Source organism: Amycolatopsis sp. PS_44_ISF1, from assembly GCF_032335455.1.
Taxonomy (GTDB): Bacteria; Actinomycetota; Actinomycetes; order Mycobacteriales; family Pseudonocardiaceae; genus Amycolatopsis.
Window position 1 is genome coordinate 1,827,137 of sequence record NZ_JANUXO010000001.1, and the last position, 15,602, is coordinate 1,842,738.

At 66.5% G+C, this 15,602-nt stretch carries 19 protein-coding genes; 13 read left to right on the forward strand and 6 right to left on the reverse strand.

Annotated features, from left to right (window positions below; all coding sequences use genetic code 11):
* Positions 1-228: 228 nt before the first annotated feature.
* The 5 genes from NYF13_RS08300 to NYF13_RS08320 form a co-directional block, all read right to left on the reverse strand.
* Positions 229-1,221 (reverse strand): hypothetical protein, encoded by a 993-nt coding sequence (locus NYF13_RS08300; protein ID WP_315655403.1) that lies wholly within the window; start codon positions 1,219-1,221, stop codon positions 229-231.
* Entirely contained in the window at positions 1,218-1,796 is a 579-nt protein-coding gene (locus NYF13_RS08305; protein WP_315655404.1) for a hypothetical protein, read from the reverse strand. Before NYF13_RS08305 ends, NYF13_RS08300 begins: the two co-directional genes overlap by 4 nt.
* Entirely contained in the window at positions 1,796-3,028 is a 1,233-nt protein-coding gene (locus NYF13_RS08310) for a hypothetical protein (protein WP_315655405.1), read from the reverse strand. The genes NYF13_RS08305 and NYF13_RS08310 overlap by 1 nt, the downstream gene beginning before the upstream one ends.
* A 95-nt stretch (positions 3,029-3,123) precedes the next feature.
* Positions 3,124-3,549 carry a hypothetical protein gene (locus tag NYF13_RS08315; protein WP_315655406.1) on the reverse strand — a complete coding sequence of 142 codons (426 nt, stop codon included), beginning with the start codon at positions 3,547-3,549 and terminating at the stop codon, positions 3,124-3,126.
* The gene (locus tag NYF13_RS08320; protein WP_315655407.1) at positions 3,546-3,737 is read right to left on the reverse strand and encodes a hypothetical protein; all 192 of its coding nucleotides are present in this window, start codon (positions 3,735-3,737) and stop codon (positions 3,546-3,548) included. The genes NYF13_RS08315 and NYF13_RS08320 overlap by 4 nt, the downstream gene beginning before the upstream one ends.
* Positions 3,738-4,172: 435 nt before the next feature.
* Between NYF13_RS08320 and NYF13_RS08325 the strand changes: the two genes are divergently transcribed.
* From NYF13_RS08325 to NYF13_RS08345, 5 genes are read left to right on the forward strand one after another with little or no spacing between them, the layout of a single operon-like run.
* The gene (locus NYF13_RS08325; RefSeq protein ID WP_315655408.1) at positions 4,173-4,589 is read left to right on the forward strand and encodes a hypothetical protein; all 417 of its coding nucleotides are present in this window, start codon (positions 4,173-4,175) and stop codon (positions 4,587-4,589) included.
* A gap of 58 nt (positions 4,590-4,647) precedes the next feature.
* Positions 4,648-5,166 (forward strand): hypothetical protein, encoded by a 519-nt coding sequence (locus NYF13_RS08330; protein ID WP_315655410.1) that lies wholly within the window; start codon positions 4,648-4,650, stop codon positions 5,164-5,166.
* Between the two features lies 1 nt (position 5,167).
* A complete protein-coding gene (locus tag NYF13_RS08335) occupies positions 5,168-6,346 on the forward strand; it encodes an MAB_1171c family putative transporter (RefSeq protein ID WP_315655412.1) in 1,179 nt (392 codons plus the stop codon).
* Positions 6,324-6,962, forward strand: a complete 639-nt coding sequence (locus NYF13_RS08340) for a hypothetical protein (protein ID WP_315655413.1) — start codon at positions 6,324-6,326, stop codon at positions 6,960-6,962. The genes NYF13_RS08335 and NYF13_RS08340 overlap by 23 nt, the downstream gene beginning before the upstream one ends.
* A 51-nt stretch (positions 6,963-7,013) precedes the next feature.
* Positions 7,014-8,045, forward strand: coding sequence for an NAD-dependent epimerase/dehydratase family protein (locus tag NYF13_RS08345; protein WP_315655414.1), 1,032 nt, complete (start codon positions 7,014-7,016; stop codon positions 8,043-8,045).
* A gap of 3 nt (positions 8,046-8,048) precedes the next feature.
* Here the strand turns inward: NYF13_RS08345 and NYF13_RS08350 are convergent, their stop codons facing one another.
* Positions 8,049-9,353, reverse strand: coding sequence for a hypothetical protein (locus NYF13_RS08350; RefSeq protein ID WP_315655416.1), 1,305 nt, complete (start codon positions 9,351-9,353; stop codon positions 8,049-8,051).
* Between the two features lie 570 nt (positions 9,354-9,923).
* Between NYF13_RS08350 and NYF13_RS08355 the strand changes: the two genes are divergently transcribed.
* From NYF13_RS08355 to NYF13_RS08390, 8 genes are all read left to right on the forward strand, one after another.
* Positions 9,924-10,523, forward strand: a complete 600-nt coding sequence (locus NYF13_RS08355; RefSeq protein ID WP_315655417.1) for a hypothetical protein — start codon at positions 9,924-9,926, stop codon at positions 10,521-10,523.
* Positions 10,524-11,002: 479 nt separating this feature from the next.
* Entirely contained in the window at positions 11,003-12,058 is a 1,056-nt protein-coding gene (locus NYF13_RS08360) for a radical SAM protein (protein WP_315657260.1), read from the forward strand.
* A 35-nt stretch (positions 12,059-12,093) separates the two neighbouring features.
* Complete coding sequence (locus tag NYF13_RS08365) at positions 12,094-12,624, forward strand: CYTH domain-containing protein (protein ID WP_315655418.1); 531 nt, start codon at positions 12,094-12,096, stop codon at positions 12,622-12,624.
* Between the two features lie 123 nt (positions 12,625-12,747).
* Positions 12,748-13,176, forward strand: a complete 429-nt coding sequence (locus NYF13_RS08370; protein ID WP_315655420.1) for a hypothetical protein — start codon at positions 12,748-12,750, stop codon at positions 13,174-13,176.
* A 256-nt stretch (positions 13,177-13,432) separates the two neighbouring features.
* The gene (locus tag NYF13_RS08375; protein WP_315655422.1) at positions 13,433-14,119 is read left to right on the forward strand and encodes a type II secretion system F family protein; all 687 of its coding nucleotides are present in this window, start codon (positions 13,433-13,435) and stop codon (positions 14,117-14,119) included.
* A gap of 33 nt (positions 14,120-14,152) precedes the next feature.
* Positions 14,153-14,317, forward strand: coding sequence for a DUF4244 domain-containing protein (locus NYF13_RS08380; RefSeq protein WP_315655424.1), 165 nt, complete (start codon positions 14,153-14,155; stop codon positions 14,315-14,317).
* Positions 14,317-14,757: a TadE family type IV pilus minor pilin gene (locus NYF13_RS08385; RefSeq protein ID WP_315655425.1), complete on the forward strand. Its 441-nt coding sequence runs from the start codon at positions 14,317-14,319 to the stop codon at positions 14,755-14,757. The genes NYF13_RS08380 and NYF13_RS08385 overlap by 1 nt, the downstream gene beginning before the upstream one ends.
* 95 nt (positions 14,758-14,852) lie before the next feature.
* Positions 14,853-15,236, forward strand: coding sequence for an Rv3654c family TadE-like protein (locus NYF13_RS08390; RefSeq protein ID WP_315657262.1), 384 nt, complete (start codon positions 14,853-14,855; stop codon positions 15,234-15,236).
* Positions 15,237-15,602: the final 366 nt, after the last annotated feature.

The window sequence follows — 15,602 nt, forward strand, 5'->3', positions numbered from 1 at the left end:
GCTTTTCCTTCCAGTTGTGATCACGGTGTGTGTGTGCTGGGACGGGGTTCTAGGTCCGTGCCCAACAACAAGAATACTATCTAAAGTTAGCGACAAAGGGAAGTGCTGACCGGGTTGTGTGACCCGCCCCATATACTGGCGGTGCCCTTCCGTTTGATCACGGTGGAGCACGCGGGACCGGCGGGTTCTAGCCTCCCCTCGGGGAGGTCGCCGGTCCCGCACCCCCGTTCAGCCGGCCAGCAGGCCGCCGCGGCGGCGCTGCCAGGAGGTCAGCACCGCGTCGCGTTCGTAGAGCGGCCGACGCGGGGAGCCGTGGTTGGTCCACCCGTCCTCACCGCGCCAGCGCCGCAGCGTCCCGGCCGGGACGCTGAGCCATGCGGACAGCGCGGCGACGTCGGACACCGGGGTTCCCTGCGCGTCGCTCAGCTTGTCCCAGGTCGCGCGCGGCCATCGGGTCCGGCACTTCGGGCAGGTGATCCGGTCGGCGTCCGGGCGCACCCGTAACCGGGCTCCGCACGGGCGCTGCGTGCTCTCCTCCGTGGTGGGACAGGTGCCCACGGGGACGCTGGACTCTGCGGTGCCGGTGGCGGCGCGCACCAGGGGGAGCAAGCCGCGGATCTCGTCGGCCAGGTCGCTCACCCAGTACTGGCGGGTGATGTAGTCGAACCACTCGACCAGGAACGCGGCTTCCCCGGCGACCGTGCGCGGGGCAAGGCCGAGCTGTTCGGTGATCTCGTCCCGCAACTGCCCCAGCGGGGTGTCCAGCCTGCCCGCCCACGGCTGGCGTGCCGTGAAGTCCAGCCAGCCGACCAGCAGCCGCCCCTCGCGCTGGGCGCCCGGGTCCGGAACGCTCATGCCGGTGTCCTCGCGGATGTTGTCCGCCCAGCCCGCCAGCACTTCCAGCACCGCGTGCGGGTCGCCGTCGTCTTCGGCGCGGGTCCGCCGGTCGGTGAGGACCAGGACGCTGTCGCGGGCGGGAGAGCGGGAGCCGTAACCGGGCGCGCCCAGCCCGCCGGCCGGGGCGCCACCGCTGGGGACGACGGCACGGGCCAGCTCGGGGTACAGCCGGGCGAGTTCCTGAATGTCGGCGCGCAGCTCGTCCGCGCACGGATCGCACGTGCGGTAGCCGTGCTGGGCCGGGAACGGCTCGCCCGCGCGGGTACGGCAGCCCAGCAGGCATGTGACGTCCCGCTGCTCGGCCTGGTCGGTGCGGGTGGTCATCGTGCGTTCTCCTGATCGTGGGTGGTGGTCTCCCGGCGGGCGAGCTGCGCGCGGGCGGACTCGAGACGGGAGGGGTGCATCCGGGTGGCCGTGTCGCGCAGCTCCCGGACTCCGGCGCGGTTGCGTGAGAGCGGGCCGCACACGGCCCACGCCTTGGCCTGGCAGAACGGGCACGCCACGCTCCGGGCCAAGTCGTGATCGGCGTTGCGTACCCAGCCCATGACCTCGTATGCGGCGCGGATGCCGCGCATCCCCGCCTGCCGGTGGTAGTCCCGGTCCGCGCCGGACGTGCGGGGCCGCCAGCCGCGCGCCGGGGCAGCCGCAGCCGGCCCCGGCGGGCTGGACCCGGCAGCCCGGTCTCGCGCCGCGTCGCAGCTCCCGGCCACCGCAGACGGAGTGATCCGGCGTGCACCGGGGCCCATCGCGCTCATGGCCGCGTGGCACTCGGCCAGGCTGTACCCGGCCAGGCCCGACAGCCACGACGTCACCAGTTCCTCGGTGACCTGCGCACCGGTGTGCCGCATGAGCAGGCCGCGCACGTCACTGCGGCTCATGACGGCGTGCATCGTGCTCATCAGGCCGCCCGCTCGTCCGCAGCGGAGGTCAGCGCGGCGTCCAGGATCGCGTGGAGCTGGTCGGCGTCCGCGTGCTGGGGCCGGGCCAGCCGGACCGCCAGCCCGACCCCGTGCTGGTCGTCCTCGGCGATCGCGGACGCGCGCAGATCCTCGAAACGCTCGGCCATGTCCGCGTCCCGAGCCCTCTTTTTCGCGTCTGTACCCACGACGCGGCTGGCGCGCATCCGCTCACCGACCAGCATGGGCAGGAAGCTGGGCGGCAGGGTCTTGGTCGACCAGGCCGCCAGCCCGGAGCCGACCACGGCCCCGGAGATGCCTTCGCGCAGCAGCGGGATCACCTCGGCCACCAACTGTGCCCGGACACGGGCCGGGACCGACTCCGCGTAGAACTCCACCAGCCGCTCGGCCTCGGTCCGGCGCTGCTGGCGAGCCGATCCGCTCCCCGGCCGATCCGCGTCCGCAGGCTGCGGCGCGCTGTCCTCTTGCGCCCCGGGGGTGCCGACTGGTAGTCGCGCGGCGCGGGCGTCGCGCGGCGCGCGCGGGGGTAACCCCACGTTCCCACCACTCGAAGCAAGAACAGGTTCTCCAGTCTCCCGCTCCCTACTCCCTTCTCCCAGGTCCTTCGGCGAAGGCACCGGGGAAGGGGTCGGCGAAGGGTTCGCCGGGGCCTGGGCAGCGTCGGCTGGCGCCGGTCCGGCCGCCGGGGCCGGCGTCCGGGCCGCCACGGGCGGCCGGGCCGGGCCGCGGACGGCCATCGCCGCTTTAGCCTCCGGCGGCAGCTCCCGCGCCCCGGCCTCCAAGGCGTCGGCCGTCACGAGCGGGGCCGCGCCGGTGACCTCGACCGGCAGGCGCCGCAGCTCGGCCGCCAAGGCGGCCCGCAGGATCGGCGACTCGATCTCGAACGCGACCCGCAACGCGCCGCGCAGCATGTTCGGCTGCTTGTACAACTCGTCATTCCGGATGAAGGTGCGGACCAGCAGCTCCTCGGTGTCCTGGTCGATCACCACGAACCGGGCGGCGTCCAGCTCCGCCAACGCGGCACGCACCTCGGCCTGGTCCAGGTCAGGGTGCGGCCGGGCCCAGCGCTTGGCCGCCAGGTCCAGCGCACCGGCGTAGGACAGTTTCCGCTGCGACACCAACTGGAGGTATAGAAGCTTGGCCGCGAGCGAGAGCGCGCGGAAATCGTCGTTATCCCAGATTTTCAGATCGAGGCGTGCGTGATCACGCGCCATGGAGCATCCCCTTACGGGCCAGAAAAGTAGGCGTGACTAGGTCCCACCACGCACGCGCGGCGGGACAAGATGCGGGCTCGGGTGGCCCGTGGACGTCAGGACGCGGCGGCCTGCTCGGTGGCGTGGTGGCCGTCCAGCGCAGCGGCGTCGAAGGCGTAAACCGGCTGAAGCTTGCCGATGTTGCGGCCTGCGGAGTCCGTCGAGCGGACGTACCGTCCCGTGGACACCAGCAGCCCAGCCGCGCGCAGCCGGTTCACCGTCGAGCCGACCAATTGCGGCTGCACCCAGGCGGGCAGCAGCGTCCGCCACCGGTTCGCGGTCGTCTCGCGGAACGGGTCCGCCAGCGCGTCACGCACGATTACCGTCACGATGGCGAGGACCTGCGCCTCATTCCGAGGCTCCGCCACCAGCAGCGCAGCGACCGTGGCGGCCGTCTCGCCATCGGCCGGCCGACTAGCCCCGCGAGCCTGGACGACCATTGCCCCGGCCAGCGAGACCAGCTCAGCGAACGGGACCGTCACGCCGCGTCGAGCAGCCGGAAGGTCCAGACCTCCGAAATGTCGCTGCACTCCTTGGCCACCTCGGGGTAACGCTGCTTGACCGCGCCCTGGTCCAGCGCGATTCGCATCGTGCTGTCGAACGACACAACCGGCACACCGCCGACCGTCCCGACACTGGCACCCACAGCCTTCAGTGCGGCCTTGATCACAGCCTCATGCTCCTTGCGTTCCTTCGACAGCCGGGCCTGCCTGTGCTTGATCCGGCGAAGGGAAGCCACCAGGTGAGCGAGGGAATCTAGCGGCGATCCTGCGGGCCGATCAGTAGCGCCAAACGGACATTCGGGTGTGTTGTGGTTCACTGAAGTAACTCCCTGGAGCAGTAACGCGCATCCAAGACCTCACGATGGAGGGTCTTGGGTGCACATCTCCACGGCGCGGCTGCTCAGGCGGAACGGCCACACGTGGAGGACATAAGTTAATGACTGTAAACATTTTCTGGTCGAGCGTTTGTGCTGGCTGGCAGCGTGGCGTGAGTCGACTCTATCCAGATCGACTCATCGTTTGTCAACACGGAAACGGGAGTCCTGGTGGAAACTGTTTACAGGTGTAAGCATGAGGGGGGAATGGTGGCCGGAGAGGGGGCCGTGTCGTTCGCGGAGGCGTTGAGCTTCCTGTACGAGCAGCGACCACGTGATGACGGTAAGCCATACAGTGACCGCAACGTAGCGGAAGCGCTGGAAGCATCGGGCGTGGAAGCTTCGTATTCGTACCTGTGGATGCTGCGCAAGGGACGCAAAAACAATCCACGAGCCGACGTCGTGACGGGTCTCGCAGCGTTTTTCCGCGTGCCTGCGGGGTTTTTTCTCGACCGGCCAGTGTATGAGGCGTGGCGCAAAAGAATTGAGAATGACGCAGATCTTCCGATGCCCCGGGGGCAGCATTCGATACTGCGGCGCAGTTTTGACGGCATGTCCGACCGAAGTCAGCAGCTACTTGCAGCCCTCGCCGCACACGTCAGCTCGCTGGAGGGAGAGGACGGCACGGGGACTGCGCATGGCTGAACATCGCGCTCGGCGAAGCCTGATGAGACGCCTTCGTCGTTTCCGAACAGCAGAACCCGTGAACGACAGGGAGCCCGTAACCGACGTCGACGCCGTTCGTGATCTGGTCGAGAGGCTTGACTTGCCTGCGACCGTCGAGATTGACGAGCTGGCCGAGAAGTTGTCGCGTATACGCGGCAAGCCAATCAACGTGATGCCATACCCCGAAACGATCGTCGCGGAGTTTCGCCAAGCAGACGATGCGCTGCCTTATGGCGTCTGGCTGAACACGTGGGTTGCGGAGTACATCTTCTACCGAACCGACACCACGCCGTCTCATCAGCGCCACATCATCCTGCACGAACTCGGCCACATCTCGTGTCGGCATCTTGGCGACTCGATCGCCCAGTCATTGGGCGACGATGGCGATCTCGGCCCGGCTGAAATGGTGAGCGTCGTGAAGCGCGCAGGCGGATTCGCCGCGGACCAGGAACGAGCCGCGGAAAGCTTCGCCTATCTGGTCGAACGCCAGACACGTCCCAACCTCAGCGCGACCGGCGAGACGCCGGCCGCCCGCTACCGACTGCTGGAAGACTGAAATGTCCCTCATCGTCTCGCAACTTCAATCACTGGTGGTCTGCATCGCCGTCACCGGCGCCCTGGCTTACTGGTTCCTGTCGTGGCGCCGCTCTCGCACCCCCAGCCTGCTGGCCATGGTCAAGGCACTCGCTGCTCTAGACCTCGCGTTGCTGCTCGGTCTGGACCTCGGCATGGGTAGCTGGCTTTTCGGCATCGCTGCGCTCCCGAACTACCTCGTGCACGTCTTCGCATTGCTCGCCGCATATTGGCTTCAACTTTTCGTCCTTCACCTTGCCCATCCGGCCGCCGACGTCCAGGCCAGGGCTCGTGTCCGCACGCGAATCCTTATCGTGACGCAAGTGGCCCTGCTGGTGTTCTTCATCCTCGGGCCCGCCCACGGCGACAAGACGGCGATCGACGGCAGCACTGGTAACCCCGTGCTAGCTGTGCTCTACCTCGCCGTCTTCGAGGTCTACCTCGGGATTGCGATGTTCGACGTCTTCCACGTTGCGCGCCACGCCCGCCAGCTACCGCGCGGCTACCTGCGGCTCGGCCTGCGGTTGCTGCGGTGGGGCGGCATCGCTGGCCTCGCTTTCGTCGTGGAGAAGGCGCTCTATTCCTTCGCTGTCGCACTCGGGTTCCCCTCGGACCTCGCCTTTTCGATCAACGGTGTCATCGCTGGCCTGCTGACCACAGTCAGCATCTTGCTGCTCATGGCGGGCGTGACGGTGCCCGCGGTGGGGCCTCGCAACCGGATGCGCCGCGACCACCGGGACATGGAACCGCTCTGGCGGGACCTGACCACCTACGCCCCGGAGGTCAAATTCCCGGGCCGCCCAACACGACGTGCCGATATCAGCGATCGCGTTCGGCAACGGATCACGGAGATCAATGACGTCTTGGTCGGGCCGCTACAGCCCTACCTGGACCCGGCGGTCTACTCCGCCGTCCTGCAGTCCGCCAATCGGGATGCCGGCCATATGACGGCCTCCGCCGCCACAGCTCAAGCAGCCACTATCGCCACAGCGCTGACCAGTGCCGATCCAGTGGTGACGGAGAAGCCGGTAACGTTCTCGTCTGCCAACACCGAGGACTTCCGCGACGAAGCCTCGTGGCTGGCCAACGTCGCCACGGCCTACGCACAGCTCACCGGCAGCCTGAAGGAGCCTTCCACCCATGTCGCCAACCACGCCTTCTGAAGCGGACGCCGGGCGCCTACGGCAACGCCTTGCACGCGTGGCCACAGAACTTCTCGCGCCCTGGGTCTGGGTCCTTGGCCTGCCGCTGGTCGTGGCCTGGCAGGTTACCGGCCACCACTTCGGCGAGACGCTGCTGTGGGGCCTGCTCGTCGGCGTCACCGGCTCCCTGATCCCCATGGCCGTGATCGTCCGGGGCGCGAAGAAGGGCAAGTGGGACGGCCACCACGTCACCAACCGCGCCGGACGGCTCGTGCCCTTCGCCGCCTGCATAGGCTCCCTGGCCCTCGGCTTCATCGTGCTCCTGGTCGGCAACGCCCCGCACGAAATGATCGCGCTCGCCGCCGCCGAGCTGGCGTGCCTCGTCGTCGCCCTGGCAATCACCTTCGCGCTGAAGTACAAGATCTCCATGCACGCGATCGTCGCCGCAGGCGCCACGGTCATGCTGATGAAGGTCTACAACCCATGGCTGGCTGTGCTCTTCCTGGCCGTCGCATGGGTGTGCTGGTCGCGGGTCGAGCTGAAGGATCATACGACCTCCCAGGTCACAACGGGCGCCGTGACCGGAGTCGTGCTCGGCGGCGGTGTGTACCTCGCACTCGCGGCGGCCCTGGCCTAGCCAGTCCACCTCCGGGTTGAGCTTGCCACCGACCACCGCCAAGATGGATACGTGACACGTGTACTGGTTTTGGGCGGGTCCTGGTTTCTCGGCCGCGCGGTCGTTGACGCCGCTCTGGCGTCTGGGGCCGAAGTGACAACCTTCCGACGCGGCCAATCCGGAGAGGACGCGCCTGGTGTATCGGCGATTCGGGGCGATCGGACCGTCACTGGCGACCTACGACGGCTGGCCGATGCCGGCCCCTGGGACGCCGTGGTGGATACGTCGGGTTTCGTGCCGAGAGAAACGCTGGCGGTTGCGCAGGCATTGGAACGGGTCGTGGCACGCTACGTGTTCGTGTCATCGGTGTCCGTCTACCAAAGCTGGCCGATTGAGCCGCTGACGGACGACTCGCCGATCTTGGAAGCCCCTGCGGACGCGGGTCCGAAGTTCGGTTATGACGGGGACCCTGGCCCCTCTGTCTACGGTTTCACTAAGGCCGGGTGCGAACGAGCGGTCGCCGAGGCGTTCGGCTCTGCTCGTACCGTCGCCCTCCGACCCGGTGTAATCCTTGGCCCCCGCGAGTACGTGGGCAGGCTGCCCTGGTGGTTGCATCGTGTCGCACGTGGCGGCCAACTCCTCGCACCCGGTCGGCCCGATCGCAGCATTCAGCCGGTTGACGTGCGTGACGTTGCCGCCTTCGCCGTGCAGGCTTCCACCACAGATCTGGCTGGGAGCTTCAACCTGACTGCGGCCGGGGACGAGACGATGGAAGACTTGCTCACCGCATGTCGCCGCACCGTTGGCTCAGACGCCCAATTCGAGTGGGTCACCGACGAGGATTGGCTTGTGTCTCAGGGCATTGCTCAGTGGACGGAGCTCCCGCTGTGGCGCACCTACGCGGGGGCATGGGACGTCGATGCTGCCCGTGCACGTGCGGCAGGGTTTTCCGCCCGGCCGATTGCGGAGACGACCGAGGACACGTGGAGGTGGCTCAACTCGGGTGCGGCGACCGTAGCTCACGAACGAGCTGGCGAGCAGGGCATCGAAGCGAGCAAGGAGGCCCGGGTCCTGGCAGCGTGGCGGAGAAGACAATCTCGCTAGGGATTACTGAACGTCGGTGATGAGCCGGACGGTGCTGGTCCGGCTCAGGCTATGGGCGGTAAAGTCCTCGATCTCATCACCTAATTGCAGCGCCTCGCCCGCGCCACGATACCGCGCAGTGCTGAGCATCGCTCGCAGTTTCTGCATACGGAGGGAGATAGCTTCAGTCCGGCGGGAGGAGTCGAGGTCAAGGACTGGACGCAGAGCTTCTTCGGCTCCGGCAAGGTCGCCACGCAGAACCCTGGCGGCGCCAAGGTCGATACGGGCGCCCGACTCACCAGCTCCCCACCTGGACAATTCTGGCCTTTCGGCGAACAAAACGAGAGCATCTAGCGCCTCTATCTCCGCCTGATCACCGTCTCCGAGAGTTACGAATGCTGCCCCGGCGCACAAAGCTCGCCGCGACCGGTCGAAACCTAGCTCGCCGCCGACCTCATCCAGGAAGGTGTCGCCACCGGCGCGATCCAGTTCTTCGGCAGCCTTCGCTAGTTCTTGCTGGACTTCTTGCCGGGCACCGCGTAGTGCGAGTGCACGGGCCTTGACTGAGTGGAGCCGAGCGCGAGCCGTTCCGGACGGCGCAGTCTCCAGCGCGGTGTCCGCGATGGCGATCGCTTGCCGCGGCCGGCCGTCCCAGAACGCCACTGTGACCTGGAGGGCGCGGGCCCACGCCTGAAGCGACCGATGGTCGATGACGCTCCCGTAGGTGTGCGCTGCGCGCGCCTGCTCCTCGGAAACATGGGGGCGCCCGAGATCCCAGGTCACCGAGGCAAGCAACCCGCAGACCTGCCCGGCGATTAGGTAGAGCTCGGCCTTCTGGCGTGGCTTGTTCGTCCGGTCCAACTGCTCGTACACCGTGTTTCGCAGCCTAACCAGGTCCGTCAGCATCTCGCCCGATGGCGTCGTGTAGTACTCCACAGCGGCGCGGTCAGCCATGGCGACCAGGTTCTCAAGCGCCGACGGGTCGAGTGCTGACGACGCGTCGAGAGCGTGTTCGGACGACTCACGGGCAGTACTCACGAGTAGTTCCTCCTCTGTGATCGCGTGGCCAGCGACCTCGAACTTGGGAGGGCCGAGCAGGTGTTTAACGGGTTCGCCGAACCAGAATTCCAGGACTCGGCACGACACCGAACGAGGCACGGGTGCGCCGCCGCGGAACCAGCGCTTGGCTTGTCGCTCCGACACGTGGACCGAGTTTCCCTCTCCTGCGCCTTTAGCTTGCCTGGGGAATTCCCGCAGGAAGTCTGCTAGCGACAGATGCCGAGCGCGAGCGAGCTGTTCAAGTCTCGTGCGGGGGTCCTTACTCACCATGTCGTTCCCTCCTTGCGTCTACGGTAGCGAGCTTTAAGCCAAATGGGGGTCTGACCTGGTCCTCTGTCCCCTATATGGCCCCTTATGGCCCCTCAGTGGCCTCCCTGCGCCTGGTGACAGCGCGTGAAGATCAGTTCGCACCACTTCCGATGCGGGGAGGACACGATGGCCATTCCAGAGCAGTCCCGGGTCGCCGGTACCTCGCATTCAGACAGCCTGGTGGACGTGTTGGACCCCGACCCCAGCCCGTCCACCAGGTACCGAACCGGCCGACGACCAAGCCCCTTACCGCCGGGCATGGAGTCGGACGGGCGCGGTCGGTCGATGAAGGGCGACCGCGCTAGGTAGGAACGCAGGAAGGGTCGGCTTGCACCCCCGACCACTTGCGTCGCTGGTCCGCGCAATCGCTTAAAAGCCCCCCTTTCCGGTTGCGCGGGCCAGCCCTTACCTAAGAGGAAACCCCGGGCATCCCCTTCGGTCCCGCCCGTTCCAGTCTCTTAGCCATTCGACGACCAAAGGCGCTGAGTCGCAATGTTCCCAGAGGTGTCAAACCCTCGGCATCTTCGCCTCATGTATGCAGCAATTGAGTATGCTCGCAACGGCTGGTCGGTGATCCCGGGATCCGTCTGGGATGGTCACGCCTATACTCTGGGAACTACTCCCACGAAAACAGATGGACTCGTGCCGTCTATGGTTTCCCAGCGTTCGTATCGAAATGCAAGAGAAGTTCATTCATGGTGGAATGTTGCGCCTTATAGCATTCTGTCCAGAGTTGCTGAAGACTTTGACGTAATTCAAATTCCTGCTGGCTTACTGGCGACGTCAATTGAGTTTGCACGTCAGTCCATAATCAAAAGCCCTGTCGTGATCGGACCGTTTGGCGCGCGAATCTTGGTGTCACGCGGGGCCGAGTTGCTTCCAGGTCTGTGGAACGATCTTGGAATCGACATCATGCCACCTGGCGTGTTCATTCCTCTGCCGCCCACAACCATCCGAGCCGGGTCAACACGATGGTTACGCGAACCCTCCGAGCTGAACTATCAACTTGGAGACCAGAAAGCTGTGCAAGAGGCACTGCTGGAGGTGCAACAGCTTTGGAAGATTCAGAGAGTTTTCGAGTTTGATGCGCGGTCGAACTCTTCCGTCAGCGATAGGTTCGACTCTGCTTGAACTGGCAATAGCCGCCACTTGAGATATTTCGGCAATACTTTTCTCGCTTGGGAATTTCTATGTCCTGTAGATGGCAGTCAGGGTCAGTCAAAGTTTGGCGCGGGATGCTACACGAGACAGTCCTGCACGACGTTGACGATTCACCGAAGCGCCTCGCAGCGAGAGGCAAATTATTTGGAATAGCAACCTGCGGAGTTGTCTGCATCTTTGGTTCGGATGGCTCTGGTTCTGTCAAATGCGGGACGTGCTTTCCACCTTGGCCAGACGAGGAAGAGACGCAAGTAACTCCTAAGCCTCCCCGATTGCCCAAAAGAGTGCCAGGAATCGTTCCACCGAGAAGGCCGCGTAAATCAAAATATCGAGGCGGGTGGTTTGACGTCACGTCCACGGCTAATCCATCGCAAAAAAATAAAATCGGCGATTTTAAGCCTTGAGCGAAAGGGGTTGCAGTGCCGTCCATCCTGTCGCTTCCCACCCATGTGAGTCCGGATTCAACTCTCCGCATAAAAATCGGCGATGCTTGTGGTCTGACGTGTACTTTCTGTCATAACGAGGGAACTCCCGTCGCACAAGATAATTTTGGGCGACGCCCGGGCAACTTCCTGGCGGCTGGTCCTTCGGGACGAGTCTCGATCTACTCGACAAGCAATCGTGCCTCGTTCGTACCCGCCCGGATGCCGGCCGATGAGACGTTCAGCGATGCCCTCGCCGCTATGAGCCGCGCCCTGGGGTTCACCGAGGTGCACCTGACTGGCGGAGAACCAACTCTCCACCCTGAAGTCGACGGCCTCACACGCCTGGCCGTCGAGGCCGGGTTCACGGTCGGTATGACGTCCAACGGTGAGAACGGCGCGGCGGCCCTCCCGTCATGTGCTGCGGCCGGTCTCGACCGGGTGAACTTCTCGATCTTCGGTACCACGGCTGGCGAACTGGCGGAGGTGCAGGACGCTAGGTTCCGTAGCCCAGCTCGTGCAGGTCGGAAGATCGCGGCTCTGAAGGAATCCATCCGGGCCTGTTCCGAGGCCAGTGTAAGAGCCACTGCGAACATCGTGGTGCCGGACTATGGCCACGCGGCGCGAGTCCACCGACTGCTGGACGAGTACTCGCCTAACCTGTCGGTCCGCCTCCTGAACTCGTTGGACCACGGTTCGAGTTCCATCGAAGCGATCGAGCGAATCCTACGAGAGCGCGGCGCGGTGCCAGTCGCTCGCTACATCACCGCGGGGGCGTCCGGCACTCGCACCGCCTATCAGCTACCTGACAAGCGCCGGGTCTTCTTCAAGCAGATCCGGCCCGTGCGCCTGCCAGACACGTGCAAGGGCTGCCCGTTCAACAACGGGTCTGACTGCCAAGAGGGCTACTACGGCGTCCGGCTCTACTACGACAACCGCGGGCGGTATCAGGTCGGGGTGTGCATCCAGCGCATGGACCTGTGCCTGCCGATCGAAGAGTTTCTCGCCAGCAGCTTGGTCGGCGAGATCAAGGCGCTCCGCGACAGTGAGTGGGACCGGCTCACTGCTCGTCGAGCCGGATAACCTAACCGCACGAACAGCAGGAAGAAGGGACCGCCGTGCCGATCGAGCACGAAGCCAAGATCCTCAACATTGACCCGGCCGCCGTCGTCAAACTGATCCGCGAGCAGGGCGGAGCCGAGTTCGGCGAGCAGTCCATGCGCCGCCGGGTCTACGACATCACCCCGGGTGACCAGTCCAAGTGGATCAGGCTCCGCGACAACGGGACCAAGACGACGCTCGCGGTGAAGCAGATCATGAGCGACGCCATCGACGGCACCCATGAGTACGAGGTCGTGGTGTCCGACTTCGACCAGACCGATGCGCTGCTCGGCATCATGGGCTTCACAGCGAAGTCCTACCAAGAGAACAAGCGGGAGACCTTCAACCTCGAAGGGGCCGAAGTCAGCATCGACACGTGGCCCCGCATCCCCCCGTACATGGAGATCGAGGCCGAGTCGGAAGCCGAGGTGGTCAGAGTCGCGGCTCTCCTGGGTTACGGCCCCGAGGCCCTGACCGGGGAAAACACGATCAAGGTCTACGCGCGCTACGGCATCGACCTCACGGCGATCCCCGACTTGAGGTTCTGACGCCGGATCGATCATGTGAGCCCATGCCGGTTGACGAGCCACCTGGAATGGCGACTCGTCAACCGGTCCGGTCTTCTGACCTGCGCAGATTCGACGTTGCCTCTATGTACCCTGAGTCAGAACTTGACTGAGGCGGCGGCTGACGTGGTCCCCGAATTGTCTGGTGAACTGCGCAACTTGTCGACGGCCGCACGCCTCGACGGTGCCTTGGAGTCGACGGTGATCCCGGCGCTGGCGTCCGCCTGGGCCCTCGTCCGTCGCCACGGCCTGCCGATGTCCGACGTCCTGGACGCCACCCGTCGAGACGTAGACGCGACAATAGCCTTCGCGCGCCGCCTGAACGCGAAAATGGCGGGCCCGCGCATGAGCGCCACCGTGCTCACCGGTCTGCCGCTGCTGTGCCTGCTCCTGGGACAGGCGATCGGGGCCGACCCATTGACGGTCCTGACCCGGACCCTTCTGGGGCAGGCCCTCCTGATCACGGGCGCGGCTTTCCTGTGGGCAGGCACGGCCTGGTCGCGCGCCCTCACCACCCGGACGGCCCCACGATGACCGCCCCGTCGTTCCCAGCGGTCCTGCCCGATGATGCTGGCACCTCGGTGCAGGGTCCGCTGCATCCCAGCGCCACCGGCGTCCGGCTCTGCCGACCCGGCACCGTCAAGAATGGTCCGCCAAACCGAGAAATCTCCGTCGCGCCAGACAGCAGCGGTCGCTCTGTCTTCGCCTCGGCAGGTCGTCTTTCGAGTGGGTGCGCGATTGCCACCAATTCGAAGGCGGTGCCGAAGTGACCTGGCCTGCCGGAGCGGTGATGGTGCTGGTCGCCGCCGCGCTCATGATTTGGCCGAGCGCCGTCCGCCCACGTCACCTGGCCCCGCCGCCCGCGGTGAGACTGAGGTTGCCCAGGCCGCCCGCTATTCACCTCGCCACTGCTGTCGCCGCGGGCGTCTCCGTGATGGTCTTCGCGGGAGTGGTGGCCGGCGCGATCGTCGGCCTCGGTGGCTGGTGGGCATTGCGCCGTTCCCACCGGCGCAAAGACCCGGATACTGACGTCGCCGAACGTCTTCGGTCCGCCGCCACCCTGGACACGTTCGCCGCTTGTCTGCGCACCGGCTTGCCCGTGCCCGTTGCCCTCGAAGCGGTCAGCCGAGGCGCGCCACCCGAGACGGCCAAGGCACTCCGTTCCACGGCGAGCCTGCTTGCGCTCGGCGCCGAACCGGCACAGGCCTGGGCCCCGACCCGCGCGCGACCCGGCCTGGACGAATTGGCCGTCGCCGCGACCCGCACCGCACGGTCGGGCACCACGCTGGCCACGACCGCGGACGAGCTGGCCCGTCGCTTGCGCGATGGCCTCGGTGTCGAAGCCGAGGAGCGCGCGGAACGAGCGGGGGTCGCGCTGGCACTGCCCGTCGGCCTCTGCTTTCTGCCCGCGTTCTTCTGCCTCGGCGTGCTGCCCGTGGTGCTCGGCCTGGCCGAGCGGATCGGCAGCCGGTTATGAAAAATCTACAATGGACGGAAAGGAACCAGGGAGATGCACTTCTTGCGCGGAGACGAGGGTACGACCACGGCCGAGTACGCCATCGGCACGGTCGCGGCGGCGGCGTTCGCCCTCGCCCTCTACACGTTGCTGACCGGGGACTCGATCTCGACCGCGCTGTCGGGTCTGGTCCAGCGAGCCCTGACGGTAGCCACCTGATGCCCGGCCGTCGCCGGGACGGCGGTTTCGTCACGGTCGAAGCGGCCATCTCGCTGGGGGCGCTCACGTTCGTGCTGGCGATGGTGATGACCGGCATCGCCGCGCTGAGCGGGCACATTCGCTGCCTCGATGCTGCCCGCGAGGCCGCTCGGCTGACCGCCGCCGGTCAGCCGGGTGCCGCCGAAGCCGTAGTACGGACGATCGCCCCGCCTGGTGCGAAGCTGAACGTTCGCCGCTCCGGCGACGGCATCACCGCCGAAGTGACGACCGACGCCTTCACCGGCTTCCTCCCCAACCTCCATCTCGGCGGCACGGCTTACGCGATCGCGGAGCCCGGCACGGACGCCAATTCACCGACTTCGTCGTCGTTGTCCCCGCCCACAGGGCCGCCGGGCAACGAAACCACGGCAGAGTCCACTGGGCCGGAAGGGCCGACCTGATGCCCCACTTCATCGAGACCACTCTGCGCTCGGCTGCCGCCCCGCCGATGCACCGAAGCTGGGGCTGCGGCCAACCGACGGGAATCGGCCGGCCTATGGGACGCGGACATGGTGCCGATCGGCCGGGGGGACAGGCGGACGCTGGAGTGGCGACTGTCTGGACGGCGATCGCGGTGGCGGCACTCGTCTGGCTGGGCGCGGCCGTTTGTTGGCTGGGTGCGGCCGTCGCTGCGCGTCATCGGGTCGAGGCGGCGGCCGACCTCAGTGCTCTCGCGGCTGCAGCCCACGCCGCCGACGGTCCGGTCAAAGCCTGCGACCGCGCCCGTGAGGTGGCCGATCACCAGGGAGCGGAGATCACCGGCTGCCACTGGGACAGGCGCGACGCCCTGGTCGAGGCCCGTGCCACCCGCGCACCCGTCCCCGGACTGCCACCACCTACGGCCCACGCCCGGGCCGGGCCCGTCGCCTTACCCGGCTGACCGGCGTCGTCCGTGCCCTGATGGTCGGCGAACCGGGTGGTGTCAGGCCGAGGGGCCGGCTTGACCAGGCCGGACCCGGCGGGAGCCGCTGGCCGCCGGTGCGTCTTCGGCCGGGGTGGGACGGGTCTCGGCGTGTGTGGGAGATCGAGTCGATCATTGTGGAGATCACAGAGAGGGGATGGCGACGAGCGGTGGCGACCGCGAGCAGCGGTCGGTGGGAAACGGCGAGCGGTCGAAAGGCCAGGTCAAGGTAGGTAACGGCGGCTCTGCGACAGCCCGTGGGCAGCGGGGCCTGAAAGCACCGCACCCGGTGGTGAGACCGATGAGCGGGGGCTGAACCGGTCGTCCGCGGACGGTGATCGGCTC

Bases quoted from the DNA above. Each gene is read 5' to 3' on its own strand.
- NYF13_RS08335 (WP_315655412.1), top strand. From the start codon at position 5,168: ATGTCCCTCATCGTCTCGCAACTTCAATCACTGGTGGTCTGCATCGCC.
- NYF13_RS08300 (WP_315655403.1), bottom strand. From the start codon at position 1,221: ATGACCACCCGCACCGACCAGGCCGAGCAGCGGGACGTCACATGCCTG.
- NYF13_RS08390 (WP_315657262.1), top strand. From the start codon at position 14,853: ATGGGACGCGGACATGGTGCCGATCGGCCGGGGGGACAGGCGGACGCT.
- NYF13_RS08305 (WP_315655404.1), bottom strand. From the start codon at position 1,796: ATGAGCACGATGCACGCCGTCATGAGCCGCAGTGACGTGCGCGGCCTG.
- NYF13_RS08310 (WP_315655405.1), bottom strand. From the start codon at position 3,028: ATGGCGCGTGATCACGCACGCCTCGATCTGAAAATCTGGGATAACGAC.
- NYF13_RS08340 (WP_315655413.1), top strand. From the start codon at position 6,324: ATGTCGCCAACCACGCCTTCTGAAGCGGACGCCGGGCGCCTACGGCAA.
- NYF13_RS08380 (WP_315655424.1), top strand. From the start codon at position 14,153: ATGCACTTCTTGCGCGGAGACGAGGGTACGACCACGGCCGAGTACGCC.
- NYF13_RS08375 (WP_315655422.1), top strand. From the start codon at position 13,433: ATGGTGCTGGTCGCCGCCGCGCTCATGATTTGGCCGAGCGCCGTCCGC.
- NYF13_RS08355 (WP_315655417.1), top strand. From the start codon at position 9,924: ATGTATGCAGCAATTGAGTATGCTCGCAACGGCTGGTCGGTGATCCCG.
- NYF13_RS08350 (WP_315655416.1), bottom strand. From the start codon at position 9,353: ATGGTGAGTAAGGACCCCCGCACGAGACTTGAACAGCTCGCTCGCGCT.
- NYF13_RS08385 (WP_315655425.1), top strand. From the start codon at position 14,317: ATGCCCGGCCGTCGCCGGGACGGCGGTTTCGTCACGGTCGAAGCGGCC.